This is a genomic window from Marinobacter sp. HL-58 (assembly GCF_001314605.1).
Classification (GTDB): Bacteria; Pseudomonadota; Gammaproteobacteria; order Pseudomonadales; family Oleiphilaceae; genus Marinobacter.
On sequence record NZ_LIHP01000002.1, the window covers coordinates 28,080 to 54,516 of the forward strand.

Annotated in this window: 22 protein-coding genes; 15 read left to right on the forward strand and 7 right to left on the reverse strand. The window is 57.3% G+C overall.

Annotated elements, in window-relative coordinates; all coding sequences use genetic code 11:
- Positions 1 to 62: 62 nt before the first annotated feature.
- Positions 63 to 2,060 carry a hypothetical protein gene (locus HLUCCO03_RS02295; protein WP_027832612.1) on the reverse strand — a complete coding sequence of 666 codons (1,998 nt, stop codon included), beginning with the start codon at positions 2,058 to 2,060 and terminating at the stop codon, positions 63 to 65.
- A gap of 277 nt (positions 2,061 to 2,337) precedes the next feature.
- Positions 2,338 to 3,894 (reverse strand): flagellin, encoded by a 1,557-nt coding sequence (locus HLUCCO03_RS02300; RefSeq protein ID WP_027832611.1) that lies wholly within the window; start codon positions 3,892 to 3,894, stop codon positions 2,338 to 2,340.
- 380 nt (positions 3,895 to 4,274) lie between these two features.
- Here HLUCCO03_RS02300 and HLUCCO03_RS02305 point away from each other — a divergent pair, with 380 nt between their 5' ends.
- From HLUCCO03_RS02305 to HLUCCO03_RS02330, 6 genes are all read left to right on the forward strand, one after another.
- A complete protein-coding gene (locus tag HLUCCO03_RS02305; RefSeq protein WP_027832610.1) occupies positions 4,275 to 5,666 on the forward strand; it encodes a flagellin in 1,392 nt (463 codons plus the stop codon).
- Between the two features lie 83 nt (positions 5,667 to 5,749).
- Positions 5,750 to 6,187 (forward strand): flagellar protein FlaG, encoded by a 438-nt coding sequence (locus HLUCCO03_RS02310; RefSeq protein WP_027832609.1) that lies wholly within the window; start codon positions 5,750 to 5,752, stop codon positions 6,185 to 6,187.
- Between the two features lie 182 nt (positions 6,188 to 6,369).
- A complete protein-coding gene (fliD, locus tag HLUCCO03_RS02315) occupies positions 6,370 to 8,352 on the forward strand; it encodes a flagellar filament capping protein FliD (protein ID WP_027832608.1) in 1,983 nt (660 codons plus the stop codon).
- 40 nt (positions 8,353 to 8,392) lie between these two features.
- Positions 8,393 to 8,794: a flagellar export chaperone FliS gene (fliS, locus tag HLUCCO03_RS02320; protein ID WP_027832607.1), complete on the forward strand. Its 402-nt coding sequence runs from the start codon at positions 8,393 to 8,395 to the stop codon at positions 8,792 to 8,794.
- Between the two features lie 104 nt (positions 8,795 to 8,898).
- On the forward strand, positions 8,899 to 9,672 hold the full coding sequence (locus HLUCCO03_RS02325; protein WP_027832606.1) for an ABC transporter substrate-binding protein: 774 nt from the start codon (positions 8,899 to 8,901) through the stop codon (positions 9,670 to 9,672).
- Positions 9,673 to 9,747: 75 nt separating this feature from the next.
- Positions 9,748 to 10,959 carry an argininosuccinate synthase gene (locus HLUCCO03_RS02330; RefSeq protein ID WP_027832605.1) on the forward strand — a complete coding sequence of 404 codons (1,212 nt, stop codon included), beginning with the start codon at positions 9,748 to 9,750 and terminating at the stop codon, positions 10,957 to 10,959.
- A 260-nt stretch (positions 10,960 to 11,219) separates the two neighbouring features.
- Here HLUCCO03_RS02330 and HLUCCO03_RS02335 read toward each other — a convergent pair whose 3' ends face one another.
- Together HLUCCO03_RS02335 and HLUCCO03_RS02340 are read right to left on the reverse strand one after the other, a co-directional pair.
- Positions 11,220 to 12,242: an AraC family transcriptional regulator gene (locus tag HLUCCO03_RS02335; protein WP_027832604.1), complete on the reverse strand. Its 1,023-nt coding sequence runs from the start codon at positions 12,240 to 12,242 to the stop codon at positions 11,220 to 11,222.
- Positions 12,243 to 12,707: 465 nt separating this feature from the next.
- Complete coding sequence (locus tag HLUCCO03_RS02340) at positions 12,708 to 13,676, reverse strand: response regulator (RefSeq protein WP_027832603.1); 969 nt, start codon at positions 13,674 to 13,676, stop codon at positions 12,708 to 12,710.
- 157 nt (positions 13,677 to 13,833) lie between these two features.
- Between HLUCCO03_RS02340 and HLUCCO03_RS02345 the strand changes: the two genes are divergently transcribed.
- The 3 genes from HLUCCO03_RS02345 (at position 13,834) to HLUCCO03_RS02355 (ending at position 16,563) form a co-directional block, all read left to right on the forward strand.
- Complete coding sequence (locus tag HLUCCO03_RS02345) at positions 13,834 to 14,316, forward strand: YajQ family cyclic di-GMP-binding protein (RefSeq protein ID WP_027832602.1); 483 nt, start codon at positions 13,834 to 13,836, stop codon at positions 14,314 to 14,316.
- A 139-nt stretch (positions 14,317 to 14,455) separates the two neighbouring features.
- Positions 14,456 to 15,793 carry an MFS transporter gene (locus HLUCCO03_RS02350; RefSeq protein WP_027832601.1) on the forward strand — a complete coding sequence of 446 codons (1,338 nt, stop codon included), beginning with the start codon at positions 14,456 to 14,458 and terminating at the stop codon, positions 15,791 to 15,793.
- Positions 15,794 to 16,041: 248 nt separating this feature from the next.
- Entirely contained in the window at positions 16,042 to 16,563 is a 522-nt protein-coding gene (locus tag HLUCCO03_RS02355) for a transposase (RefSeq protein ID WP_027832600.1), read from the forward strand.
- A 135-nt stretch (positions 16,564 to 16,698) separates the two neighbouring features.
- On the opposite strand, the gene HLUCCO03_RS02360 is transcribed toward HLUCCO03_RS02355, so the two are convergent.
- Together HLUCCO03_RS02360 and HLUCCO03_RS02365 are read right to left on the reverse strand one after the other, a co-directional pair.
- Positions 16,699 to 17,010 (reverse strand): MGMT family protein, encoded by a 312-nt coding sequence (locus HLUCCO03_RS02360; protein ID WP_027832599.1) that lies wholly within the window; start codon positions 17,008 to 17,010, stop codon positions 16,699 to 16,701.
- 64 nt (positions 17,011 to 17,074) lie between these two features.
- Positions 17,075 to 17,836 carry an SDR family oxidoreductase gene (locus HLUCCO03_RS02365; protein ID WP_027832598.1) on the reverse strand — a complete coding sequence of 254 codons (762 nt, stop codon included), beginning with the start codon at positions 17,834 to 17,836 and terminating at the stop codon, positions 17,075 to 17,077.
- Between the two features lie 96 nt (positions 17,837 to 17,932).
- On the opposite strand from HLUCCO03_RS02365, the gene HLUCCO03_RS02370 reads away from it, so the two are divergent.
- From HLUCCO03_RS02370 to gspD, 6 genes are all read left to right on the forward strand, one after another.
- The gene (locus HLUCCO03_RS02370; RefSeq protein WP_027832597.1) at positions 17,933 to 18,493 is read left to right on the forward strand and encodes an FxsA family protein; all 561 of its coding nucleotides are present in this window, start codon (positions 17,933 to 17,935) and stop codon (positions 18,491 to 18,493) included.
- 161 nt (positions 18,494 to 18,654) lie between these two features.
- On the forward strand, positions 18,655 to 18,942 hold the full coding sequence (gene groES, locus HLUCCO03_RS02375) for a co-chaperone GroES (protein ID WP_007155569.1): 288 nt from the start codon (positions 18,655 to 18,657) through the stop codon (positions 18,940 to 18,942).
- Positions 18,943 to 19,007: 65 nt separating this feature from the next.
- A complete protein-coding gene (gene groL / locus HLUCCO03_RS02380; RefSeq protein ID WP_027832596.1) occupies positions 19,008 to 20,660 on the forward strand; it encodes a chaperonin GroEL in 1,653 nt (550 codons plus the stop codon).
- A gap of 169 nt (positions 20,661 to 20,829) precedes the next feature.
- A complete protein-coding gene (locus HLUCCO03_RS02385) occupies positions 20,830 to 21,624 on the forward strand; it encodes a polymer-forming cytoskeletal protein (RefSeq protein WP_027832595.1) in 795 nt (264 codons plus the stop codon).
- Positions 21,621 to 22,475, forward strand: coding sequence for a type II secretion system protein N (locus tag HLUCCO03_RS02390; RefSeq protein WP_367142332.1), 855 nt, complete (start codon positions 21,621 to 21,623; stop codon positions 22,473 to 22,475). The genes HLUCCO03_RS02385 and HLUCCO03_RS02390 overlap by 4 nt, the downstream gene beginning before the upstream one ends.
- A 32-nt stretch (positions 22,476 to 22,507) precedes the next feature.
- Positions 22,508 to 24,460 carry a type II secretion system secretin GspD gene (gene gspD / locus HLUCCO03_RS02395; RefSeq protein WP_027832593.1) on the forward strand — a complete coding sequence of 651 codons (1,953 nt, stop codon included), beginning with the start codon at positions 22,508 to 22,510 and terminating at the stop codon, positions 24,458 to 24,460.
- Positions 24,461 to 24,480: 20 nt separating this feature from the next.
- Here gspD and HLUCCO03_RS02400 read toward each other — a convergent pair whose 3' ends face one another.
- Positions 24,481 to 26,433: a M48 family metallopeptidase gene (locus HLUCCO03_RS02400; RefSeq protein WP_027832592.1), complete on the reverse strand. Its 1,953-nt coding sequence runs from the start codon at positions 26,431 to 26,433 to the stop codon at positions 24,481 to 24,483.
- Positions 26,434 to 26,437 lie beyond the last annotated feature (4 nt).

The following is a 26,437-nucleotide window of genomic DNA, read 5'->3' on the forward strand; positions in this document are numbered from 1 at the left end:
TAACAATGGGGTCAGACCCCAAGACATTTCAAGGTGCCAAATGTCCGGGGGTCTGACCCCAATCACCGCCGCCGCTGAAAATAAACGCTCAGCCCTTGCCCCATCAAACTCTGTACTTCACTCCCCAGTGCCTCCGCCTGAATCTGCTTCTGAACGGGCTTTGTCCCAAGGCTGTGGCCATCCGTATCCCGCGCTTTGACCAGTTTCCATTCCACTTCATTGCTCACCAGTGCCATCAGTTCTTTCAACTGGCCGGAATCCTGCGGGCAGAACCAGCGGTCCCGGCAGCCCCCAAGGCTGAAGAAGTCTGTTTCTGACACCAGAGAATGCCACTTCGGGTCGTCCCGGTTGGTCAGCGCCATTTTGCGAAGCTGGCGCAGGGTGGTGCGGGTGGGTTTGAGGTTGTGTTGTGCAATCAGGCGGCGGATCTGCTGGTCGCCGTCGGTCTGTTCATTGACGGCGGTGTGCATGTGCACCACGGCGCCGTTGCCGGTGGCGGAGCTGACCAGGGCCGCGAGAGACACGTTGGTCATTTTTGCCGAGGGCAGGCGGCCGATTTCGATCCAGTGAACCTTGTGGTCATCCGCCACAAACCGCTGGGCGATGGACCAGGGCCAGAAGACGATGTTGCTGATGCCCATTTCGCCGGCCAGGCGGGTTGCCTTGGCGATATTGGCCAGGGACTCGTCCACGGCGATGACTTCCACGTCTTTCAGGTAGTGGGCCAGTTCCATGGCACGTTGGCCGGACTGGGTACCGCATACCATGATGCGCAGGGTGTCGGGGAGCAGCCCGGTGTCCATGCCCAGTTCCGTGGCCATCATGTTTTTGAGGCTGGTTTCGGAATGATAGGCAAGTTTTGACCAGCTGGGCCAGGCCTGGGGTACGTCGGTCTTATCCAGACAAAGCTCTTCGGCTTTTTCGTCAAAATTCTGTTTGATGGCTTCTTCGGTGGCGTGATTGTAGTAGCTGGCAGCCATGACCGGCTGCAGGGCTACGGGCCAATCCACCAGGTTCCAGCGGCCAAGTTGCACGGCGAATTGCTGGTGGAACATAGCGCCGTACAAGGCGCTGATGATCAGCGAGCCAATCATGCCGTCCTGTTCTTCGCCCATGGCCAGTTGTGCGCAGATGCTGTCGTTGATGGCGGAGACCAGGCGTTCCTCGTCGTCTTCGGCTGTCAGGGCGTAGCCGGTGCGGTCTGCGTACACGGCCAGCGCCAGGGCCAGTGGCTGGAGTTCGTCCCGCAGTTCCACGGTTTGTGCCACTTCGGAAATGATGGCGCGGCGCAGCAGGGTGACCAGTTCTTCCACCGCCGGGTCTGGCATCAGGGTTTTCTCCAGTGCCAGGATCAGCAGTTCGTCCTCGCTGGCCGCGTCCAGGGCAACCTGTGCGTTGGGGTCATCCAGGTCGTACTGCTGGCGGATGATGGCTGCCACGAAGCGGCCGATTTCCTGGTGCGGCAGGCCGTTGTGGCGCAGGAGCAGGATAGCGTCCCGGGCCAGTCTGGTATCCGCCTTCTTGACGTCCAGGTGTTCGGCACAGGTGAGCATACCGCTGTAGATGGAAGGCCATTCCAGGCCGGTTTCCAGCAGTTTGCGGTAATGCAGGTAGGCCACATCGAACTGGCCCTGCAGGCGCTTGGCATGGGCTACTCCGCAGAAAGCGGCGGCGGATTGCCGGTCCATCTCCAAGGCCTGGATGAAATACTGCTCCGCCAGGGCGGGGCGCTCTGATTTCATGGCCCAGTAGCCCAGGTTGGTGTATTGCTGCGGCTGTGTTGGATCCTGGCTGAGGCTGTCGGTGAACAGGGTGTGTGCCTTCTCTAGCGCCCCGTCGTCCATCTCCAAGCGGCCCAGCAGGCCCAGTGCCCCTGCATTGCCCGGCTCCTGTGCCAGAATCTTGTTCAGGTAGCCACGGCATTCGTACCTCGCTTTGACCCGCTGAACCAGTGACACCGGGGTGTTGGACTCGCTATAGGCCAGGTTCGCCTGCAGCAGAAGCCGTGCGATGTGAGCCTTTTGTGCGTCGGTGGCGTGAACGTTGTGCTGTGCTTGCATGGGACACCTCATAAAACCAGCCGCGGCAACCTGAGCGGCAATGGTCTGCAGTTTTTTGACGTTTTGCAGTGCTTTGTAGGTGACGAAGCGAAAGCCGTGCCAATGTAGGTTGGATTAGCCAAAGGCGTAATCCAACACCAGGTAGCCTTATGGCTCTGTGGGCCTGGGGTCAGACCCCAGTGCATTTGGTGGGGCGAAATGTCTTGGGGTCTGACCCCAAAAGAAAACAGCCGGGTTTTGAGCCCGGCTGTTCTGGTTACTTGACGGATGTTGGCGATTAGCCCTGCAGTAGCTGCAGCACCTGCTGCGGCCGTGCGTTGGCCTGGGAGAGGACCGACAGGCCAGCCTGCTGCAGCACCTGGGTGCGGGCCAGCTCGGCGGTTTCCGCCGCGAAGTCGGCATCGCGGATTCGGCTGTTGGAGGCCGAGAGGTTTTCGGAGGTGGTGCTCAGGTTGGCGATGGTGGATTCGAAGCGGTTCTGGACCGCACCGAGTTCGGCGCGGAAGCCGTTGATTTTGTCGAAGGCGTAGTCGACGGCGACGAGGGCTTGTTCGGCGCCTTCGCGGGTGTCTATAGCGAGGTCGTTAACGGACACCGTGTTGTCTTCCAGGGTCGCATCAATAACACCCGTCTGGATACGCTCATCCCCCGCTTCATCCAGCAGGCCGGAGCTGTTTATCTCAACAGTGTAAGCCTCACCAAACTGAGAGGAGAAGATGATTTCGTCGTTCTCCGAATTCAGGTTGGCTCGAATACCGGTGTCCACAGAGCGGGCGTTGACCTGTGCGACGATGTCGTTGAGGGAGCTGGCATCTTCAACCGTAATTTCGGTGCCGTTGATGTCTACGTCGAAGGTAGCACGGTCGCCGTTTTCGAAACGTTCAGCCAGGGAGATTTCTTCACTCGCGGCTGTTACTGCAAGACCATTCTGAGTGAAGTCGTCTGTGCCGTCATCTAGAGCAATATCGATACTCAGATCTTCATTCCTGGCGTTGGAGAAAACCAACGACCCTGTTTCGGGGTCGCCACTAACTGTTATATCTGTTGCGTACTGATTATCAGCATCCAGTTCAGCCTGCAGCTTCTCTTGTACATTTGCGGCTAGTTCTTCAATTGAGGAATAGGAACCATTATCAATCGTCAACTCAACTGCGTCAGTTTCAGTGCCTACATCAAGAGTGATCGTGTTAGTGTTTGCGAGCGTGATAGGGAAGTCACCGAGGCCGCCATCAGCTACTGCCGCTGAAATCGAGTTACTGTTTTGATTGACAGGCTCATACCCTGCAACTTGATCGGACAGCCCGCCTGTCTCAGAAATTACAGCACCTATATTTTGCCCTCGGGAATCCAGACCACTAACGCCAATCGTCTCACCCGAGTTAGCGCCTACCTGAAACGTCTGCTCTCCAAACGTACCATCCAGAATCTTCAGTCCATTAAAGCTGGTCTGGCTTGCGACCCTGTTGATCTCCGCAATCCGCTGTTGTACTTCCTGATTCAGGGCCTGCCTGTCAGACGTGCTGTTCGTGGCGTTGGCTGATTGCACTGCCAGCTCGCGAATCCGCTGAAGGTTGTTGGTGACCTCATCCAACGCGCCTTCGGCTGTTTGAGCCAGTGAGATGCCGTCGTTGGCATTGCGTTGAGCCATATTCAGACCACTGATCTGCGCCTGAAATCGAGTAGAGATGGCCAGGCCCGCGGCATCATCTTTTGCAGAGTTGATCCGCAGACCAGAAGACAATCTTTCCAATGCGGTGTTGGCGTCGCCCTGTGAGGTATTCAGGTTCCGCTGAGCATTCAGCGACGCAATGTTTGTGTTGATGACCTGAGGCATATCTTTTCTCCCTGCTCAGAGATGCCGGTAACCCGGTGCCCGATCAATTGGACGCCTTGCCGGCTGTAATTCGTTAAATTGCCGTTTTGCAGGGAGAGAAGCGAAGGGTGTGCCAGTTCTTAAAAATATGATTTAACAGCTTGAAAATATGGGAATAAGTTTCGCTATTAAGCGTCTGATGAATAGTTTTTGGCATTTTTATGGCGTGAAAACAGGAATAACGTTGCCGCTTTTACATTCCATTACAAACTTTTGATAATTTTTTCTAAAGGAACCAAATCAAGCGCCGTTAAGCATTGCAACAGGGAGGCGCTCCCAAACCAGAAACGGGCGCCACACCTTTTCCATGAAATAACGACACCAGTCGAAGGAGAAGCAATATGGCTCTCGGTATTAACACTAACGTAGCTTCATTGAGCGCACAGAATCAGTTGAATAAGTCTCAGCAACAGAACGATTCAGCGCTGGAGCGTCTGTCTTCCGGTCTTCGCATCAACTCCGCAAAGGACGATGCTGCAGGCCTCGCCATCTCCACTCGCTTCTCGGCCCAGATCTCGGGCCAGAACGTCGCCCAGCGCAATGCCAACGACGGTATTTCATACGCTCAGACCGCAGAAGGCGCACTCGGCGAAATCACCAACGCCCTGTCGCGGATTCGTGACCTGGCCGTTCAGTCTGCCAACGATACTAACTCCGCCTCAGATCGTGAAGCTCTGAACCAGGAAACCGAGGCGCTGATCAGCGAAGTCAACCGGATTGCTGACTCTACCCAGTTCAATGGCCAGAACATTCTGGACGGTTCTCTGGAAGATCTGCAGTTTCAGGTCGGTGCGAATGCCGGTCAGACTATTGGAGTGTCCGGCGTTGACACCAGGGGTTCACAGCTCGGCTCAGAAACTTTCTCAATGGAAACTGGAGCCACCCAAGCAGACATCGTGGCAATGGCTGGGGATGATCTTACTATCAACGGCGTCGCTATTGATGATACCGATGTAACCGACATGGACAGCATGGTCAAGGCGATTAATGCTGAGTCCGGTACTACGGGCGTTGAGGCAGTAAAGTCGAACGAAACAGTGGTGACGACGGCAGTCGGCGCCGACTTGGGCGCCGACCGTACTTTGACTCTCAATGATGTTGAAATTGACATCACAAGTGGCGCGGATGATCAGGCCATTGCAGACCGGATTAACGAATTTTCGACTCAGACAGGTGTCGAAGCGCGTATCAATGATGCTGACGAGCTGGAGTTAACGGACTCCACTGGCGGAACAATTAGTATCAAGGTGAGTGATGCTACCGAGCTTACAGGCCTCGATACTTCCGAAGAAAAATACGATGCTGGCATTGAGCTTCGCACGGACGTTGATGGAACCATAAATGTAAGTAGTACCGATACGGACCTGGTGGAAGCAGTTTTGGGCACTGGTAACTCTGGAGGTCTGGCTACTGATTCAAATACTTTAACTAATGTCGATATCAGCGACCGCGATGGAGCGTCAAAAGCTATTGGAACTATTGACCAGGCGCTTGATCAAGTTAACTCGCTTCGCGCAGAGTTGGGTGCGGTGCAAAGTCGCTTCGAGTCCACCATCTCCAACCTGGCGTCCTCAACCGAGAACCTGAGCGCCGCCAACAGCCGTATCCTGGACGCGGACTTCGCAGCGGAAACCGCGAACCTGTCCAAGTCCCAGGTACTGCAGCAGGCTGGTATCTCTGTACTGGCGCAGGCGAACGCCCGCCCTCAGCAGGTTCTGTCCCTCCTGCAGTAATTGGGGCATAGCGGTACAAGCCGGGGCTTGTCTGATAAAGAGAAGCCCCGGTTTAACGCCGTTTGAGGATAGCGAGGTGAGCTATGAATGACGTTAACCTGAACAGCCCGGACTTGAAGCTGGTTCGCTCCACTGAGCAAGCTCCGGCAAGGGCAATGTCGTCATCTCAGGCCGAAGGCAGGAATGCCTCAGCCCAGGTTGCATCTTCAGCCGCTGGCGGGAATGCGGTACCGTCTTCCGAACGGGCTCAGGAGCCTTCGAAAGCTGAACGGCTTGAAAGGCGAAGTGAGGACCAGAGGGAGCAGCTGGACGACGCAGTATCAAAACTGAACGATTTTGTTCAGACGGTCCAGCGGGATCTGCAGTTCGAGGTGAATGATGATCTGGGGCAGACGATTGTGAAAGTGGTTGACCAGTCTACCCAGGAAGTCATTCGCCAGATTCCGGATGAGGTTGCATTGAGGTTGGCAGAAAACTTGCAACAGGATGAACCGCTGACGTTATTCAATATCAAGGTGTAAAGGTTTGCCGCTTTTGGCCTGATACAGATAACGGGTTTTCAGCACCGCCGCACCCGAGAGGGGCAGGCGGTGTTTCTGTTTACAGAGTGTTACAAATCGGTTGGTTAAAAAGGCAAAGTTTTGCCGCCTTTTGCCGATAAACTGATCAGTAGCGATTTTCGCCCCCTTGAGGAGGCATGGTTATGGCAAGTATTTCATCGTTGGGTATTGGCTCGGGCGTTCTCAACCAGGATCTGGTGGACAAGCTGGTTTCTGCTGAGCGGGATCCCAAGGTTCAGCAGTTTGACCTTAAAACAGAGCAGGCCGAGGCCAAGCTGTCCGCATACGGGCAGTTAAAAAGCGCGGTAACGGAGCTGCGTCTGCCCATGCGCCAATTGGGCTCCGCAGATGCTATGCGGTCGTTCTCTGCGGATGTCTCCGGCAGCAGTGTGGATGTCTCTGTGGACAGCAGCCAGGCAAGCCGTGGCACCTATAATATTGAGGTGGACCGCAAGGCCTCGGCGCAGGCGCTGGCCTCAGGTACCTTTGACGACAGGGATTCAACCAGCGTTGGCCGTGGCACCCTCTCGTTCGCGGTTGGGGACAAAACCACCAACATCGAGATCGATGAAAACAACGACACGCTTCAGGGCCTGGCCAACGCCATTAACGATTCCGATGCGGGTGTGTCGGCATCCATCATCAATACGGGTGATGGTTACCGCCTGGTGATGTCAGCGAACGAAACCGGCGAGGCCAATCGCATCAACATCACTGCCACCGATTCCGATGGCAACAATACCGATGCCGGTGGTCTGTCGCAGTTCGTGATGAACGATGATGTGCAGAACCTTGATGAAACCACGCCTGCTCAGGATGCGCTGCTTTCTATCAACGGTATTGAAGTGACCAGTGCCAGCAATACCGTGGAAGATGTGGTTGACGGGCTGACGTTCAACATCAAGGACACCGGCTCGTCCAGCGTGGCGGTGGATCAGGACACGGGAAAGGTTGCCGAGCGTGTTCAGGAATTCGTCGACAAGTTCAACGCGGTGCAGAGCACGATCGGTGAGCTGACCGATTTTGATGCCGAAGAAGGTCAGGCCAGTATCCTGACCGGCGATTCCACGGTGCGCAGCATCCAGAACCAGCTCAAGCGCGTGCTCACTGACATGGTGCCTGGCCTGGAAGACGCCAATGTGCGCAGCCTGGCGGATGTGGGTATCACCACCGACTGGCAAAGTGGTGAGCTGCAGTTCGACAGCCAGAAATTCCAACAGCAGCTGCTGGAGAACCCTGATGATGTGACGGCGCTGTTCGCGGAGCAGGGCAGGGCGTCGGATTCCCAGGTGGAGTTTGTCCGCAGCGGAAATAACACCGAAGCCGGCGAGTACGCTATCAACGTGACCGAGATGGCCACACGGGGAGCGCTGCAGACCGCGTCTCCGCTGGCTGACGGGGCCACAATTGACGACAGCAACGACCAGCTGAGTTTTCTGATAGATGGTGAAACCCGCGCTGACATCACACTCACCGCCGGCACTTACGACACCCGTGAAGACCTGGCGGCCGAAATTGAGAAGCAACTGAAGGACAACCCCGCGCTGAATTCCGCAGACCGCTCCGTGTCTGTGGGGGTGGATCCCGATACCGGTGCGCTGACGTTCACCTCTGGCCGTTATGCCAGCGAATCGTCGGTGGACCTGATTGCAGTGGATGACCAGACCACCAATGATCTGGGGCTGAGCACCCAGGACGGCACCGCCGGCACCGACGTGGCCGGGACCATCAATGGGCAACAGGCCCGTGGTGATGGCCAGGTACTATACCTCGGCGAGGATAGTGGCCCGGCTTCTGGTCTGCAGGTGCGTATAGCTGGTGGTGAAACCGGCGCCCGGGGTTCCGTTGACTTTATCAAGGGGGTCAGTGACCGGACGGTGGATGCGATCACCGGGATATTGGGGGCCAGTGGTCAGTTTGATGCCCGCACCAACTCCCTGAATCGTGAGCTGGACCGCATCGACGAACAACGGGAAAGACTGGATCTGCGGATCGAGTCGTATCAGGAAAGACTGGTCAAGCAGTTCAGTGCTGCAGACTCGCTGGTGGGGCAGTTCAACCAGACTGGGGATTACTTGACACAACAGCTTGCCGGAATGAGCGGTAACAGCCAGCAGGGTCAGTAAGGCCGTACGGAACAGGATATAACGGGAAACGAGGTCAATTATGAACGGTTTACAGGCTTATCAACGGGTCAATGCCCAGACCAGCATCACCGATGCAGACCCCCACAAGCTGATCCAGCTGCTTTACAACGGAGCCCTGGAGCGCATCAACATGGCCAAGGCCCGGATGCAGGCAAAGGACTATGAGGGCAAGGGTAAGCTGATTTCCAAGGCCATTGAAATCATCGGTGGCCTGCGCGGTTTCCTGGATTTCGAGAAGGGCGGTGATCTGGCTGTGCGTCTGGAGTCGCTCTATGACTATATGGAGCGCACGCTGTTCGAAGCCAACTTGAAGAACGATGTGGCCAAGCTTGATGAAGTGGCGGACCTGCTTCGTTCCATCAAGGAAGGCTGGGACGGCATCCGGGAGCAGGCAACTGCCCAGCAACAGCAGGCGGTCTGACCCAGAGCCCGTTTCCAGAAGTGGCCCGGTTGCGGGCCATTTTTTTGGTTGATCGGTTATGCTCTGTAAAACAAGACTGACCTAACGTCTGGAACTTTTCGCCAATGCAGTATGTCGCCTCCCGGTTTCTGGTTTTTATGGCCAGGTGTGTTCTTGCCGTTAGTTTACTGATTACCTCCGCGTTTGCCGACGAATCTGTTACTTTTGCCATTCCCGATGTGTGGCCCTGGGCTTACGAAGCTGACAGCGGCGAGTTGCGGGGCAGCCTGATCGAAGTTGCCGAGCGCCTCTCCGAGATAACCGGCATTCCGGTAGAGCCTCATCTGCGGCCGCTGCGCAGGGCCATTGTGGAGCTGCGCTCCGGCGCCGTAAATTTCACTATCCTGTTTCAAAGCCCGGAGCTGGACGTTGAGGCGATCAATGTTTCGCCTGTTACCCGGGTGAACATCCTGCTGGCCGCCATGGCTTATTCTGATTACCCGCTTACGCTAGAGGACCTGAAAGGGAAGCGAGTGGCCTACATTCGCGGGACTTATCTCGGACAGGCTTTTGAAGACGATACCGAGGTTTTAAAAGTGCCCGTGAATGCCATCGGTCAGGCTGTGGAACTGCTCTCCCTGGGTAGAATTTCGGCCATACTGGCCAGTGACCACAATATTTACCGTACTTTGTCATCCCGGAGCCAGCCCCAGGATATGCTGAGGTACCGCCAGCATGTGCCGGGTCAGCAAGGAGCCCTTTACATGTCCCGGGAATCCAGGCGGCCCGAGGTGGCCCGCAAGTTCAGCGCTGCTATTGAACAAATGGATGCCGAAGGAGAGCTGGACGAGATCTTCTACGGTGAGGCCCGGGATATTGAGCCTGCCCCTGTCCAATAGCCATTCCCCGCGCTGTCCCGTACAATATGCGCCTTATTTTCGATACATCCATTCTGTTCAGTCTGGAGCAAGGGCATGTCTGATATTAAAAAGGTGGTGCTGGCCTATTCCGGTGGCCTGGATACCTCGGTAATCGTACGCTGGTTGCAGGATACCTATGAATGTGAGGTGGTGACCTTTACCGCCGACATCGGCCAGGGCGAGGAAGTGGAACCGGCGCGCACAAAAGCCAAGGCGCTGGGGGTGAAGGAAATCTACATCGAGGACCTGCGCGAGGAATTTGTGCGCGATTACGTGTTCCCGATGTTCCGTGCCAATACCATATATGAAGGTGAGTACCTGCTGGGTACCTCCATCGCACGTCCGTTGATCTCCCGCCGCCTGATCGAGATTGCCAACGAAACCGGCGCGGATGCCATTTCCCATGGCGCTACCGGTAAAGGTAACGACCAGGTGCGTTTCGAGCTGGGTGCCTATGCCCTGAAGCCGGGTGTGAAGGTGATTGCCCCCTGGCGCGAGTGGGATCTGAATTCCCGCGAGAAGCTGCTGGCCTACTGCGACGAGCGCAATATTCCTGTGGAGATGAAGAAGGGCAAGTCCCCATATTCCATGGATGCGAACCTGCTGCACATTTCCTATGAAGGCATGAACCTGGAAGATCCCTGGGCGGAAGCCGAGGAAGACATGTGGCGCTGGAGTGTGTCTCCGGAAGCGGCGCCTGAAACTGCGACCTACATTGAGGTGACTTACGAGAAGGGTGATATCGTCGCGATCGATGGCCAGGCCATGAAGCCCCACGAGGTGCTGGAGCATCTGAACAAGGTTGCCGGCGCGAATGGCATTGGTCGACTGGATATCGTTGAGAACCGCTATGTGGGCATGAAGTCCCGCGGCTGTTACGAAACACCGGGCGGTACCGTGATGCTGCGTGCCCACCGTGCCATTGAGTCCATTACTCTGGACCGTGAGGTGGCGCACCTGAAAGACAGCATCATGCCGCGTTATGCGGAGGTGATCTACAACGGTTACTGGTGGTCGCCGGAGCGTGAGGCGCTGCAGGCGCTGATCGACCAGACCCAGACTTATGTGAACGGTACGGTGCGGCTGAAGCTCTACAAGGGCAATGTGGATGTGGTTGGCCGTAAATCCGAAGATTCGCTGTTTGATGAGAAGATTGCGACCTTTGAGGAAGATCAGGGGGCGTATGACCAGAAAGACGCGGAAGGTTTTATCAAGTTGAATGCCCTTCGGTTGCGGATTGCTGCAGGAAAGGGGCGCAAGCTTTAAAGCTTTCATTCCGTGCCTGATGGTTTCGGAGTAGTCGCCAGGCAGGAACCGCTTTTCAGGACACGCTACGAGCACATCCATGTGCGCTTGACGTTGGCCATCCTTGGCCAACGACAGTCCTGAAAAGCGGTTCCTGCCTGGCTCTTTTAAGCTCGGTGTTGCCCAGCCAGCCAAGGCGCTCCACGTTTCTGAAAGCCTGCACCGGCCTTGCTCGTTCTGGCCTTGGGTGACGGCAGTCCTGAAAGCTGTAGCAGCCAGGTTTATACCGCTTTTAACTGACGAAACTCACCCGGGGTCTTTCCCGTTTCTGCCTTGAATTTCCTGTGGAACGACGTTGTTTCGCTATATCCCAACCTCAACGCAATCTCCGGTATTCCCAGGTTGCTGTTTGCCAGAAAATCTTCCGCCATTGCCTGCCTGACCTCGTCCAGTAACTTCTGATAGGAAACCCCTTCCTGGCTGAGTTTTCGCTGCAGTGTCCGGCTGGTCATTCCCAGGTTGTCTGCCACCATGTCCTGCCGGGTGATGCCGTGCATGAGCTGTTTACGGATGCTGTGTTTGACCCGGGTAGTCAGTGGTGTGTCCGTATCCAGGGATGCCAACTGGCTGAGGGCGTGGGCCTCCAGGGTTTTGCGGAGCAGGGGGTCTGGCTGGCGGAGTGGGCTGTTCAGCAGGCCTTTGTGCAGCACGATGGCATCTTCGCCGGCGCCGAAACGGACCGGGCAGTCCCAGCGTTCGGTGTAGGCGTTTTCCAGTTGCTGGCCGGGTGATGGGCGCTCCAGACATATTTCCAGCGGGGAAGAGGTGTTGTCGTCCGCCAACCAGCGGGCGTAGTTGATCCAGGACGCGAACACATTATCGACCATGTGGGGCCGGACCACCGGGTCGGTGTAGTTGCAGGCCCAGGCCAGCTTGATATGGTCGCCGCTGGTGGTCAGGTGCGTTGTGCCCATGTCACCCACCAGCTTCTCGAACGGCGCAATTCTCGCCACCGCTTCGCCCAGGGTGGCGCAGCTCATGGTGATGTAGCCCAGCACACTCCACGAACCCGGTTGCACAAAGTCCCCGGTTTCCAGCCCGAGGATGGGGTTGCTGGATTGTTCGCTGAGATGGCGGATGAAGTCCTGGAATTGCTCGCCGTTGATGCGTCCGTCGTCGGTCTCCAGAATGCCGGCATCGAGGCCGGCTTTTTCGAACAGCGCACGGGTATCAATACCGGCGGCTTGGGCGGCACGAACGTACTGGCGCAGGGCAGCAACAGAGGCGGTTCCGAGGGTTTTCATGGCTACGGCAACATCTTGGGATTATTGTTGCCGGAAGTATAACGGAATCGGAGCAATAAAAGAGAAGCGCGGGGGCAACTTCAAACTTCGGCAAGCAGTGTTGGCACTGGGGAGGCTTCTCCAGAAATGTGGAGCGTCATGGATGGCGCGACCAAGCCCTACACGGACGTATTCACGGGCGTTTTCTGGAGAAGCCTCCCCAGTGCCGACGCCGCGGAACTCCAAAGCCCGGAGAGACAAATTCGAGACAATAAAAAAGCCAGCTAAAAAGCTGGCTTAAAAACAAGGAAAGAACGAAAGTGCCTGAAAAATTCGTTAATTCAGTGGACTTTTCCCATATGGCGGCGGAGGTACTACTCGGCTCCTCCGCCATGGGGGATACTGCTTGAATCCACAATGTCAGAATAGGGCCTTCGCTCCGGGAAGTCTGTTTGTGATGTGTGTCGCAGTGTTACGGAGTGTGATTCAGGCTTTCTCCAGCTCCGGTGTTGTCTCGGTAAACCGCCGCGTCTCATAGGCATCCACCAGCCCCTGCACCGCCGCACGCTCCATCTCCTGGACCGAAGGCGTGCCGTTCTGGGCATCCGCCCGGCAAAGCACCATGCCGGCTTCAACGGAAATGTAGCCGGCCGTGGTTTTCAGGGCCTTGTGGTTGATGCCATCAAACACCCGACGAAACGCCGTGGTAGAGCAGTGGTCACTGTTGGGAAAGTGGGCGATGATCGCGTACTGGTTGTCGCCCACGCGGCACAGGGAATCCATGGGGCGGATCAGGTGGCTGAGGCGGCGAGCAATGCCCACGGCCAGTTCGCTCATCACCGAGGGCGCATGCTTGCGCTTGAGCTCCTGCCAATTGCGGATACCGCACAGCACATAGGCCGAGGCTCCGCCGCGGGATTCCGCCTGGCGCAGGCACTTGCCGAGTTTATCCCGGGAATAGCGGTTGTTGCACAGGCCGGTTTCCAGATCAATGATGCTGCTGTTCTCCAGCTCCCGGTTATTCTCGATCAGCAGGGAATTGGCTTTGAGAAGCGTGTTCTGGCGGTCTGCCATGCGGTCGGCAGCGAAAATCCGGGGGATCAGTTGCTTGGTCATGTCCGATTTGTAGATGAAATCGTCCACGCCACGGTCAAAGGCTTCCGACAGCGCTTCCACGCTCTCGCGGGCGGTGAGCAGAATTACATAGGTGTAGTGATTGTTCTGCTCGTCCTGCTGGCGCACCTGGTCGGTGAGCTCCAGCCCGTCCATCTCCGGCATCAGCCAGTCAGCGATCAGTACACTCACCGGCCGCTGGTCGATAAACTCGAGGGCGGCAGGTGCATTGTTAGCAATTCGCACGTCGCGGTATCCTGCATTGCGGAGGGTGCGGCCCACCACCATACTGCTGAATTTTGCGTCGTCTACCACGAGGATGGGAAGGTCAAGATTTGGCATTGTTATCTACTACTCACCAGTCCATTGTCAGATGCGGTGCCGCCCCGGTCTTGATATGCTTTGGCACCTTGCGAAACCAGAGTGCAACCAGAAGGGCATCAGTATAGCGTTTTGTGCCTGCCCTGACGTGGATAATTGTAAAAAGTGAGAACACATCATGCCTTCTTTTGACATAGTTTCTGAAATCGACATGCACGAAGTCACCAACGCCGTGGACCAGGCCAAACGTGAGCTGGGTAACCGCTGGGACTTCAAGAACGTGGAAGCGGATATCGAGCTGGACGACAAGGGCATTACCATCAGTGCCGAGCAGGAATTCCAGCTGGAGCAACTGATGGACATGCTGCGGATGGCCTTTGCCAAGCGCAATATCGACAGCAGGGCGCTGTCTGAAAATGGCGAGAGTAAATCCGGCAAACTGGTCAAGCAGCATTTGCAGCTGAAGCAGGGTATCGAAACCGACATGGCCAAAAAGATCGTCAAGATGATCAAGGACGCGAAACTGAAGGTCCAGACGAGCATCGAGGGCGACAAGGTGCGCGTCAAAGGCAAAAAGCGTGACGACCTGCAGACAGCAATTGCGCTTCTGAAAGAAGCCGAGCTGGACGTACCGCTGCAATACAACAATTTCCGCGACTGAATGAATTGGGGTCAGACCCCTGTGGATAAAAATAAGTTATCCACAGGGGTCTGACCCCAAATTGGGAGGCAGGGTTATCAGCATTGGTCAATGGCGTGCGCTGATCGGGGATGCTCTTTACACCTACACCCGTTGGCAGGTGATTGCGCTTCTTTTCCTGGGGTTTTCAGCCGGGTTGCCTTTTCTGCTGGTGTTTTCCACGCTGAATGCGCGGCTGGCGGATGTGGGGGTGGAAACGGCCACGATCGGCTTTTTCAGCTGGCTGGGTATAACCTACTCCATCAAGGTGTTCTGGGCCCCGGTGGTGGACCGGGTAAAGCTGCCCGTGCTCGACAGGCTTTTGGGTAAGCGCCGCAGCTGGATCCTGATGGCCCAGGCAGGTATTGCCACGGGCCTTTATCTGATGGCTCATGTGGATGCCATTCTTGCACCGGAAATGATGGCGTTGTTTGGGCTGCTGGTGGCGTTTTCCTCTGCTACCCAGGATGTGGCCATCGACGCTTACCGTATAGAGATTGCCGACGAACGGCTGCAGGCGGCACTGGCGGCCACTTATATCTTTGGCTATCGGTTGGCGTTGCTGGTCGCCGGCGCGGGCGCCCTGTACCTGGCGGAGTTCTGGTCCTGGCAGGTGTCGTACGAGGTGATGGCACTGCTGGTCGGTGTCGGTATGGCGACGGTGCTGATTGTGCGGGAACCGGCGGTGAACCATTTTGCCGCGGCCCAGGACATTGCTGACAAGGTCAAACACGAAGCCAGCAAGCGCACCCACCTGAATCCCCGGCTGGCGCGCTTTGTCGGCTGGTTCTATGCCGCTGTTGCCGGCCCGTTCTTGGACTTCTTCCGGCGTTACCGGGAACTGGCGATTCTGATTCTGGTGATGGTGGCGGTATACCGCATCTCCGACATAGCCATGGGCGTGATGGCCAATCCTTTTTACCTGGATTTCATGGGCTTCTCCAAAACCCAGGTGGCAGACGTGACCAAAATCTTTGGCTTCTTCATGACCATCGCAGGCTCACTGGCGGGTGGCGTGCTGGTGGTGCGCTATGGGGTGCGTAAAATCCTGCTGACCGGTGCGATCATGACCGCGGCTACCAACCTGCTGTTCGTGGTGCTGGCCCAATATCCTCCCAATATCGTGACACTGGCGCTGGTGGTGAGTGCTGATAACCTGAGCGGCGGTATCGCCAATGTGGCGCTTATTGCCTGGCTCTCCAGCATGACCAGCGCGGCGTTCACGGCAACCCAGTACGCGCTGTTCAGCTCGCTGATGACCCTGCCCGGCAAGTTTCTGGGCGGTTTTTCCGGAATTGTGGTGGGAGGGTTTGGTTACGCAGAGTTTTTCCTGGTGGCCGGGCTGATGGGGATACCCGCCATACTGCTGGCCTGGTTCATGATCCGGAAAGGCGAACGCCTGGATGCCCTGGCGCCGCGAAACGAAGAAATCGAGGAAGATCCCAGTAGGTCGGATTAGGCTCAAAGAGCCGTAATCCGACAACATTTGCCTACGGGTTTTGTGGCTGGTCCGGGGGTGGGGGTATTTTTTCTTTGGAAAAAGAACTCGCTTCGCTCAGACACCTTTTTCTGGCAGAAAAAATACCCCCACCCCCAGACCGATCCGACTTTGGCGTCAACACCGGGATTTGTCGGATTACGGCCTGGTTGGCCTAATCCGACAAATAGCCCCAACCAAACAACCAAAACCAAACCATACAAGGACGTATGATGAACTACCGAAGAAACCGCCTCCCCGGCGGCACCTACTTTTTCACCGTTGTAACCGCCGCCCGGAACCCAATTTTCAGCAATCCCACCGCCGTCCAACGCCTGCGAACCACCCTTCGATCGGTAATGAACCGCCACCCATTCACCATCAACGCCATGGTCGTCCTCCCCGATCACATCCACTGCATCTGGACCCTCCCCGTCGATGACACCGACTACCCAACCCGCTGGCGACTGATTAAAGGCGGATTCACCAAACGTTTTCAACAGCATTCCCAGGACAGAACTGGCAAGCTCAAATCACTCTGGCAGAAACGCTACTGGGAACACACCATCAGGAGCGATAACGACTTCAACCGGCATGTTGATTACATTCATTTCAATCCAGTTAAACACGGTTATGTTGCCCGGGCCCTGGACTGGCCGTATTCCAGTTTTCACCGGTTTGTACGTGAGGGGATTTTGCCAGCGGATTGGGCGATAGGACCGGAGGAGCTTGAGGGAATTGGGAGGGAGTAGGTGTGGGATTTGTCGGATTACGGCTCTTTGAGCCTAATCCGACCTACGTGTATTACACACCCAGAAAGACCCATAGCGGTAGGTCGGATTAGGCGAAGCCGTAATCCGACACCCACCCACCAATACCCATCGAGCCTACGGCCGCCATCCAAACTGGCGCATGGAAACCCTCCCATCAACCACCACAACCCCCTCCTCCCGCAGACTCTGGGCCTGCACCTCAAACGCCTCGCTGCCGATGGGGAAGGCAATCTGGCCGTTGCTTCTGATTACGCGATACCACGGGATGGAATGCCCCTCGGGGAGTTTGCCGAGGGCCTTGCCGATGTATCGAGCCTGTCGCCCAAGGCCCGCCATATCGGCAATCTGGCCGTAGCTGGCGACTTTGCCTGCGGGGATGGCGGCTACGACTTGCCAGATTCTCTGGTCTTTGGTGGGTTCGGTCATAGGGGTTCAGTTTTCGGGTTCAGTTTTAGCCTGACTGTCGGATTACGGCTTTGCCTAATCCGACCTACAGCCGAAGCGCCCCGTCAACCTCGATGATCCGCCCCGACATATAGTCGTTCTCAAAGATAAACGCCGCAGCAGATGCAATCTCCTCCGGCTTGCCCATGCGCTTGAGGGGGATGCCGGCGGTCATTTTCTCCAGGGCTTCCGGTTTCATGGAGGCGGTCATCTCCGTTTCGATAAAGCCCGGGGCGATGCCCATGCAGCGGATGCCGTAACGGGCGAGTTCCTTGGCCCAGACCGGAACCAGTGCCGATACACCGGCCTTGGCTGCGGAGTAGTTGCTCTGGCCCATGTTGCCGGCGCGGGAAATAGAGGCGATGTTGATGATTACACCCTTGTCGCCGTTCTTGATCATCTGGGTGGACGCTTCACGGCCACAGAGGAAAACTCCGGTCAGATTCACGTCAATCACCGCCTGCCACTGGGACAGCTCCATGCGCTTCTCTACCTCGCCATCCTTTCCCTTGACCATCAGGCCATCCCGCAGGATACCGGCATTGTTGATCAGCCCGTTGAGTTGGCCGAAATCGGATACGATGGCTTCAAAAGTCCTTTCTACGTCCTCTTCCTTTGCCACATTGCAGACGTAGGTTCTGACGTCGCCACCGGCCTTGTCGCATGCAGCCGCGGCTTCTTCCAGTTTTTCCGGCATCAGGTCGATCAGCGCCAGGCGGGCGCCTTTGGTGGCGAGATATTCAGCCATGGCACGGCCCAGGCCCTGGCCGCCACCGGTAATCGCAATCACGGAATCTTGAAGTTTCATGTTTCGCCCTAAGGTAATGAATGAACAAGGGGCGCGAGTATACCAGAGCTTTTTGCCGCCGCCGTAATCAGACACAGCACATCCCGGGAGGCTCTTTTGGGCGTTTTTCTTTTCTTATTCATTGTCATGCCGATCGTGGAGATGACGATTCTGATCAAGGTCGGAACCGTCATTGGCGCACTGAACACCATCGGCCTGGTATTGCTGACGGCTGTCATCGGGGCGGCTCTGCTGCGGCAGCAGGGTCTCGCTACGTTGCTGAGGGCCAACCAGCGGCTCAACAGTGGGGAACTGCCGGCGAAAGAAGTGGCCGAGGGGCTGATCCTGGCTGTGGGTGGGGCCCTGTTGCTTACTCCCGGGTTTGTGACCGACACCATCGGTTTTCTGTGCCTGATTCCCGGCTCCCGCCACTGGCTTGCGGCCCAGGCTCTCAAGCGCATGGTGGTTACAGGCAAGACCAGCAGTTTCACCTTCACAGCCGGCCAGCGTGGGCCCTTTGACGGGCAGGGGCCATTTGGCGGCCGGGACAGTCCGTTCGGGCGCCAGAACCCGTTTGACCGCAATGACGACATCATTGAGGGGGAGTACAGGGACGAAACCGAGCGTGATTATCAGCGCCTGGACCGCCGGGATGACGATTCACAGGAAAAAAAGTGAAAATTTTTTTCGCCAACTATTGAAAACCGATACACCACCCCCACATAGGTTTCACAAGTTCGCTGCGGGCCAATAACCGCTGTAAAACAGTTGGTTAAAAGCCCCGGCTTTTAACGCAACCATCATTGCCAAACCTAACCTGACATTGGAGATATCGAGCAATGAAAATTCGTCCGCTACACGATCGTGTTGTCGTGCGCCGTAAGGAAGAAGAAGAGAAAACAGCTGGTGGCATCGTGCTGCCGGGCAATGCCAAGGAGAAGCCGTCCCAGGGCGAAGTGATCGCCGTAGGTAATGGCCGTATTCTCGACAATGGCGAAACCCGTGCACTGGCGGTCAAGGTGGGTGACACCGTGGTCTTTGGCCAGTACGCCGGTAATACCGTGAAAGTTGACGGCGAAGACCTGCTCATCATGAGCGAAAACGACATTTTCGGCGTTCTCGAGTAAACGCTCGGTTACGCAGCAATCCGATTGAACGATCAAATTGGGTTTAACGAACAGGAATAGAAGACATGGCAGCAAAAGACGTTAGATTCGGTGACAACGCCCGTAAACGTATGGTTCAGGGCGTTAACGTTCTGGCAGACGCAGTTAAGGTAACCCTGGGCCCGAAAGGCCGTAACGTGGTTCTGGACAAGTCCTTCGGTGCTCCTACCGTGACCAAGGACGGCGTATCCGTGGCCAAGGAAATCGAGCTGAAAGACAAGTTCGAGAACATGGGTGCCCAGATGGTCAAGGAAGTGGCTTCCCAGACCAACGATACCGCCGGTGACGGTACCACCACCGCGACCGTTCTGGCGCAGGCTATTGTTAAAGAGGGTATCAAGGCGGTTACGGCCGGCATGAACCCCATGGACCTCAAGCGTGGCATCGACAAGGCAACCATCGCAGCGGTTCAGGCCATCCGTGACCTGTCCAAGCCGTGCGACGACAGCCGTAACATTGCCCAGGTAGGCACCATCTCCGCCAACGGTGACGAAACCATCGGTCAGCTGATTGCAGACGCGATGGAAAAAGTTGGCAAGGAAGGCGTCATCACGGTTGAAGAAGGCCGTGGCCTGGAAGACGAGCTGGACGTGGTTGAAGGCATGCAGTTCGACCGTGGCTTCCTGTCCCCGTACTTCATCAACAACCAGGAAAACATGTCCACCGAGCTGGATGACCCGTACATCCTGCTGGTTGACAAGAAGATCTCCAACATCCGCGAACTGCTGCCGGTGCTGGAATCCGTTGCCAAGGCTGGCAAGCCGCTGATGATCATCGCCGAAGACATCGAAGGCGAAGCACTGGCCACCCTGGTTGTGAACAACATGCGCGGTATCGTGAAGGTAGCGGCCGTGAAGGCGCCTGGCTTCGGTGACCGTCGCAAGGAAATGCTGCAGGACATCGCCATCCTGAGCGGTGGTACCGTGATTTCCGAAGAGGTCGGCCTGACCCTGGAGAACACCACTCTGGACGATCTGGGTACTGCCAAGCGTGTGAACATCACCAAGGAAAACACCACCATTATTGATGGTGCCGGTGCCCAGGGTGATATCGAAGCCCGCGTTGAGCAGATTCGCAAGCAGATCGAAGACAGCTCTTCCGACTACGACAAGGAAAAGCTTCAGGAGCGCGTTGCCAAGCTGGCTGGCGGTGTAGCCGTTATCAAGGTTGGCGCCGGTTCCGAAGTGGAAATGAAAGAGAAGAAAGCCCGCGTTGAAGACGCCCTGCACTCTACCCGCGCTGCGGTTGAAGAGGGCATCGTACCGGGCGGCGGCGTGACCCTGATCCGTGCCATCGCGGCGCTGGACAAGGTAGATGCCATCAACGAAGAGCAGAAGGCTGGCGTGAACATCCTGCGCCGTGCCATGGAAGCTCCGCTGCGCCAGATCGTGACCAACGCCGGTGGTGAAGCCTCCGTTGTTGTCAACAAGATCATGGAAGGCGAAGGCGCCTATGGCTACAACGCCTCTACCGAGAAGTTCGGTGACATGCTGGAGATGGGTATCCTGGACCCGGCCAAAGTCACCCGCTCTGCACTGCAGGCTGCCGCTTCCGTGGCTTCCCTGATCATCACCACCGAGGCGATGGTTGCGGATGAGCCGGAAGAAGAAGGCGCCGGCGGCGGTATGCCGGACATGGGTGGCATGGGCGGAATGGGTGGCATGGGCGGCATGATGTAAATGCCGGCCTGACCCGGACTGTTTCTCATTTTTTGAGAAATGGCCCCGTCAATCCATAAAAAACCCCGCGTTGGTTCACACTGACGCGGGGTTTTTTGTTTTTTTGTCATGAACTTGCGAAATGGCTTTGCTAGACTCGGCAACCGGTCATTTATCTTTGTGAAACTCTATGAGCGAAACCCCTGCAAAAGCCTTCCTCAGACCAGGCAAAGTGTTCCTGTTGACGCTTGCCGGTGTTCTGGTTTATCTGGTTGCGCTCGTTGCTCTCGTTCCGGCCGGATGGTTGTGGCACCAGGCGTCCGCTCATATACAGCTGCCACCGGAAGTGCAGGTCAGGCAGGTGTCCGGCAAGGCCTGGGCAGGCGTTGCCGGCGCTGTCGTGGCCGGTTACCCGGTTCGCATGGAATGGCAGCTGGGCACCCCTTCGTTTTCCGGTCTGTCTTTGCCGGTGAGTTTTTCCCTTACCTCGTCACAATCCTCGGTCGATGGTCGTGTTAGCCTCGATTGGCAGGGAGCGGGCACGCTGGAGGCAAAAGGAAGGCTCACAGTTGCGGAGTTCGAGGATCTGATCCGGCGCAGTGGCGGTGCGGTGATTGAAGGAGATGTCACCATCGACAGGTTACTGCTTTCCTGGCAGGAGGGCCGTATCACCGGAGCCGACGGTGAGGGCCGCTGGGCCGGCGGTGAGGTTAGCTGGCCCATGGGCGATAGGATGGAGCGTGCGGATTTTCCGCCGATGCGGGCCATCCTCGACAGCACCTCCAACGGTGTTGCACTGGTGGTCGAGGAGCAGGGAGGGGACGGCCCTGCGGCCGATGCGGAAATTCGCTGGAATGGCATGATGGATTTGCGGGTGTATAAACGTATGGTGGACCTGGCCGATCAACCATGGTCGGAGTCGGCCGGGCCCGACGATGTGGTATTCAGGGTCAGGCAACCGTTGATTCCCGGAGGTGCCCTTTGATCGCTGCGGCATCACTGTCTGGCAGCCAGAGACTGCCGCGTCTGCTGGCCAATGTGTTGCTGGTGGGTCTGGTGGTTTATGTTGCCTGGATACTGGCGCAGACTACCTGGCTGATTGCCTGGGATGACCGGCCAGTCGCCATCGCTTCGTCGGCTGACAGCGGCGAAATGGATACTGCATCCCGGCGCCTGCAGTCCATGGCTGCCCATCAGGTCTTCGGCAGGGCCGCGGAGCAGGAGAGAGTGGCCGAGGTGGTTCGCCGATCAGCACCGGAAACCCGGCTTGACCTCAGGCTTGAAGGGGTGCTGGTAGCAGAGCGCCCGGAAGACTCCGGTGCTATAGTGGCGGGAAGCAATGGTGTAACAGAGCACTATCGGGTGGGGGATGTATTGCCTGGTAACGCCGAACTGTCGGAAGTGGAACCCGGCCGTATCCTTATCCGTCGGAACGGGGAATATGAAAGCCTGACATTTGATGAAGACTCATCAGCCGATATGGTTGAAGACGTAGAGGACGAACAGGTCGCGGACTCCCCCGAGCAGTTCCTGAATGAGGCCCGCGAACAGCTTGATTCCCAGGGTGTGGCGGCGCTCACCCCCTATGGTCTGAGCCCGGCGGGCGATGACGGCAGCGAAGGTTATGTTTACGATGGTTCGAGTTCGATGCTGAACGCTGTCGGCCTGAGGTCTGGTGACGTGATTACTGCCGTCAATGGACAGCGCCTGGGGAACCTGAATGAGGACATGACACTTCTGGAAAGCTGGCGGTCCGAGCCGCAGCTGGAAATTGAAATTGAACGGGACGGATCCACTCTGACCGTCAACTATGCCATACCCGAACAGTGGCGCTGAACGGAACAATCGATACAGGATAATAACGCCAGATGCTGAACCACAGATCCAATCTATTCCGGGCTTTCGTTGTGGCCCTGTTGTTGCCCCTCATGTCTGTCGCTTACGGCCAGGATGATGAAACCTGGCGGCTGAACCTGAAGGATGCTGACATCCGTGCTTTCGTGACCCAGGTGGCGGATATCACCGGCTACAGCTTCGTGGTAGACCCGAGGGTCAAGGGGAAAGTAACGGTTCTGTCCAGTGCTCCCATGAACAAGGACGAGATTTACGATCTGTTCCTGTCGGTGTTGCAGGTTCACGGCTTTACGGCCATCCCCGGGGAGGAGGTGATCAAGGTGGTGCAGCAGGTGGATGCCAAGCAATCTGCCGAATCGCTGGAGCGTTTCCGGGAAACGCCCTCGGAACAACTGATCACCCGTGTCATCCAGATTGATAATGCCAATGCCCTTGAGCTGGTTCCCATCCTCCGGCCGCTGGTTGCCAAATATGGCCACCTTGCCGGCGTGGCGGCGGCCAATGCCCTGATTATCAGTGATCATTCGTCCAATATTCGCCGCATTGAACAGATCGTCAGGGAGCTGGACAGCCCCTCCAAGTATGAAGTGGAAGTGATTCAGCTGGAGGAAGCCTGGGTTGGCGACATGGTGGAGCTGCTACAGGAGCTTGCACCGGACGAATTGGGTGATGGCGGCGGTGAGAATGCCGCCCGCAAGTACAGTGTGACCGCGGATGAGCGCAGCAACCGGTTGATTCTTCGCGGTGACGAAACCTTCCGGGACAAGATGCGTGCCCTGATTTCCAAGCTTGATCAGCCTTCAGCCACCGGCGGTACCACCAAGGTGATCCGTCTCAGCCATGCGGATGCTGAGAACCTGACGGAACTGCTCAAGGGCGTGATGGGTGAGCTTGCCAGGGAGGAGTCCGGGGGAAGCGGCGGCTCCGGAGGCGGCTCGGGAAGTGGAAATCAAACCGGTTTTTCGGTGTTCGCCGATGAAGGGCTGAATGCGCTTGTTGTACGTGGAGAGCCCTCGATGATGCAGGAAGCGGAAATGATCGTAGAGGCCCTGGACGTGCGCCGTGCCCAGGTGATGATCGAGGCGGCAATTGTCGAGATCAGCGATGAAGCGGGGCAGGACCTGGGCGTGCAGCTTGCTGTCGGTGATGAATCCGGTGGGTCAACACCTGTAGCGGGGACCAATTTCAATAATGTGGGTAGAAGCCTCGGGGATGTCCTTGGCGCTATTCTGTCGGATTCAATTATTGAACCGGCAACCGGTGGTATCACGATCGGTGCTGGCGAGCGCAATGAGAACGGGGTTTCCTGGGGTGTGCTGTTGCAGGCGCTGTCAACATCCGCGGCGGCCAATCTGTTGTCGACACCCAGCATCATCACCCTCGACAATCAGGAATCCGAGATTATTGTGGGCCAGAACGTGCCTTTCCGGACAGGGGAGTCCACGGTAACGGGTGACGGTGCAACCAATCCCTTTACCACCATTGAGCGCCGTGATATCGGCCTGACTCTCAAGGTTACGCCGACCATAAGCTCCGACGGGCTTGTGCGTCTGGTTGTCGAGCAGACCACCGAGAACATTGGTGATAGCGTGGAATCGGCTTCGGATATCATCACCAACAAGCGCGAGATCAAGACCACGGTGCTGGCCGACGACGGTGAAACCATCGTCCTCGGTGGCCTGACAACGGATGACCTTCAGGTGAACAAGAGCAAGGTGCCGTTTCTGGGGGATATTCCGGTTCTGGGACGGTTGTTCTCTTCAGAGTCGGAGCGCCGGGTAAAGCGCAATCTGCTGGTGTTCCTGCGCCCGACCATTATGCTTGGCAAGGCTGAATCCGTGGCTGCCACGGATGAGAAGTTCAAGAGCCTTTGGGATATCAACCTGAGTGTGCGCAAGAAGCTGGGCCTTCCGGACCCGGAAAACCCGCCGACCAAGGACTCCCTGTTCCAGCAGCGGACTGACTGACCGCCGGTGGGTCCGCCACTTCAGGCCTGAAGTGGCGGCATCGGGCAATCCAGCTGGTCCGCCACCAGGCGGATCAGCTCATACTCCGTGGTTTTAACCTGTCCGTCTGCGAGTACACAGTGGCCACAGGCATCGATAATGCCGGGTTTGAGCACCGGTGACAGGCTGTTGAGTGTCATCAGTGCCTGCCGTAAACGTGTTACCGACACCTCCGTAAGCAGCTCCGGTTTTTCCCGTCCCGTTGTGAATCCTGCCATGGCCTCGTCAAACAGGGCTTCCCTGTTACGGCCATCGTCCGCACCGGCTCTCGCCATCAGGCTGAACACCACCTGCAACTGGGCTGTAACCGGCCGGTAGCTGCGGTAACGCACCGGAACCACCCGCGCGGAGTCCGCGGCCAGGTGGCGGCGCAGAAACGTATGCATGGCCAGCTCAAAGAGGCTCAGGCGGTTGTCGGCCCTGATCAGTGTTTCGGTGCCGGCAATCAGCAGGCTGCGCTCGTCCGGGTCCAGCTTGCGCAGGGCAGGCATGGCCAGTTCCAGTGCCGGGAATCGCACACCCGTGCCCATTGATGCCAGTGCCGGTAGCAGCTTGCCCAGCAATTCCGGATTGGGGGCAAGGATCGAGCCGGCCTCAACCAGCGCCAGACGTTGCTGCTGCGTCCGGGGTGGCAACTGGTAAAGCAGAAGCGCATAGCATAGCTGGACAGCGCCCGCGCGGGTGTAAAGCAGGTTGCGGAAGGTGGATGGCAGGCTGTTCAGAAGGGTGACAGCATAGTCCTCACTGCGCTGATTGACCGTGCCCACCGTGTCTGACAGCTTCTGCGGAGACCGACTGGCCAGTGGCGAGGTACTGCCAGTGCTTCCGGCGCTGAAACCGGCTGCCGCCTCCGGAACAGGAGAGGGTGCGCCTGCGGATCGCAGCGCCGCCCCCGGCTCGGTGTCCCGCAGGCGGCTGCGAAGCCGCGCAAACATACCCGGCTGGATTGCCTCGATGCGTTCCTGTATCGGCGGGTGTGATGCCAGCAGGGCGGACAATTTCATCCGCGTGCTTTCGCCAAAACACATGTGGTTCATGTCGCTGGCATGGCTGGTGGTTTCAAGGTAACCCCCTTTGAGGCCGATCTTGAACAGGGCGCCGGCAATGCCTTCGGGATTGCGGGTAAACTGCACCGAAGAGGCGTCTGCCAGCATTTCCCGCTGGCGCGAGACAGCAGACTGTATAAGCCGCCCGAAGAATACGCCCACATAGCCGATCACCAGCAGCGCCAGCCCCACCAGCCCGAAAATGGCCTGGCCACGCCGGTCCCGGGATGCTCTGGCGGACAGGGCAGTGCGGTGGAAGGAAATTCGCAGCAGGAAGGCGCCAATCTGACCGATCATGAGAATGCCGGCCAGAATCGCAATAAGGCGGACGTTAAGGCGCATGTCGCCATTGAGAACATGGCTGAATTCATGGCCTACCACGCCCTGAAGCTCGTCACGGCTTAACTGGGTGAGGGCGCCATGGGTGACCACCATAACCGCCTCGCCGGGTGTATAGCCGGCCACAAAGGCGTTTATGCCGGTTTCGTGGTCCATTACGTAGAGTTCCGGCACGCTCACGCCGCTGGCGATTGCCATTTCCTCGACGATATTGCGCAATTTGCGTTCGTCCGCGTCCCCGGTATCCGGGGCGATGGGCCGGGCGCCGACCATCTTAGCCACCCGGTCACCACCTCCGGCCAGGTCAGCCCAGCGGATCAGCGAGCCGGCACCTATAAGGCCAACCACTGCCAGTGCCGTATACAGGCCGTGCCGGCTGATGAGCCAGTCCGCAAATGCCAGGCCCGTGGATTCGCTGCGGGTTACCATATAGCCCACGAGGCAGACGCAAAGGGTGATAAGAGTGACCGCCGCCAGAAACAGGATAACGAGTACCCCTGTGTTCCGGCGGGCGCTGGCCTGGCGCTGGAAAAATCCCTGATGTGCCATGGTA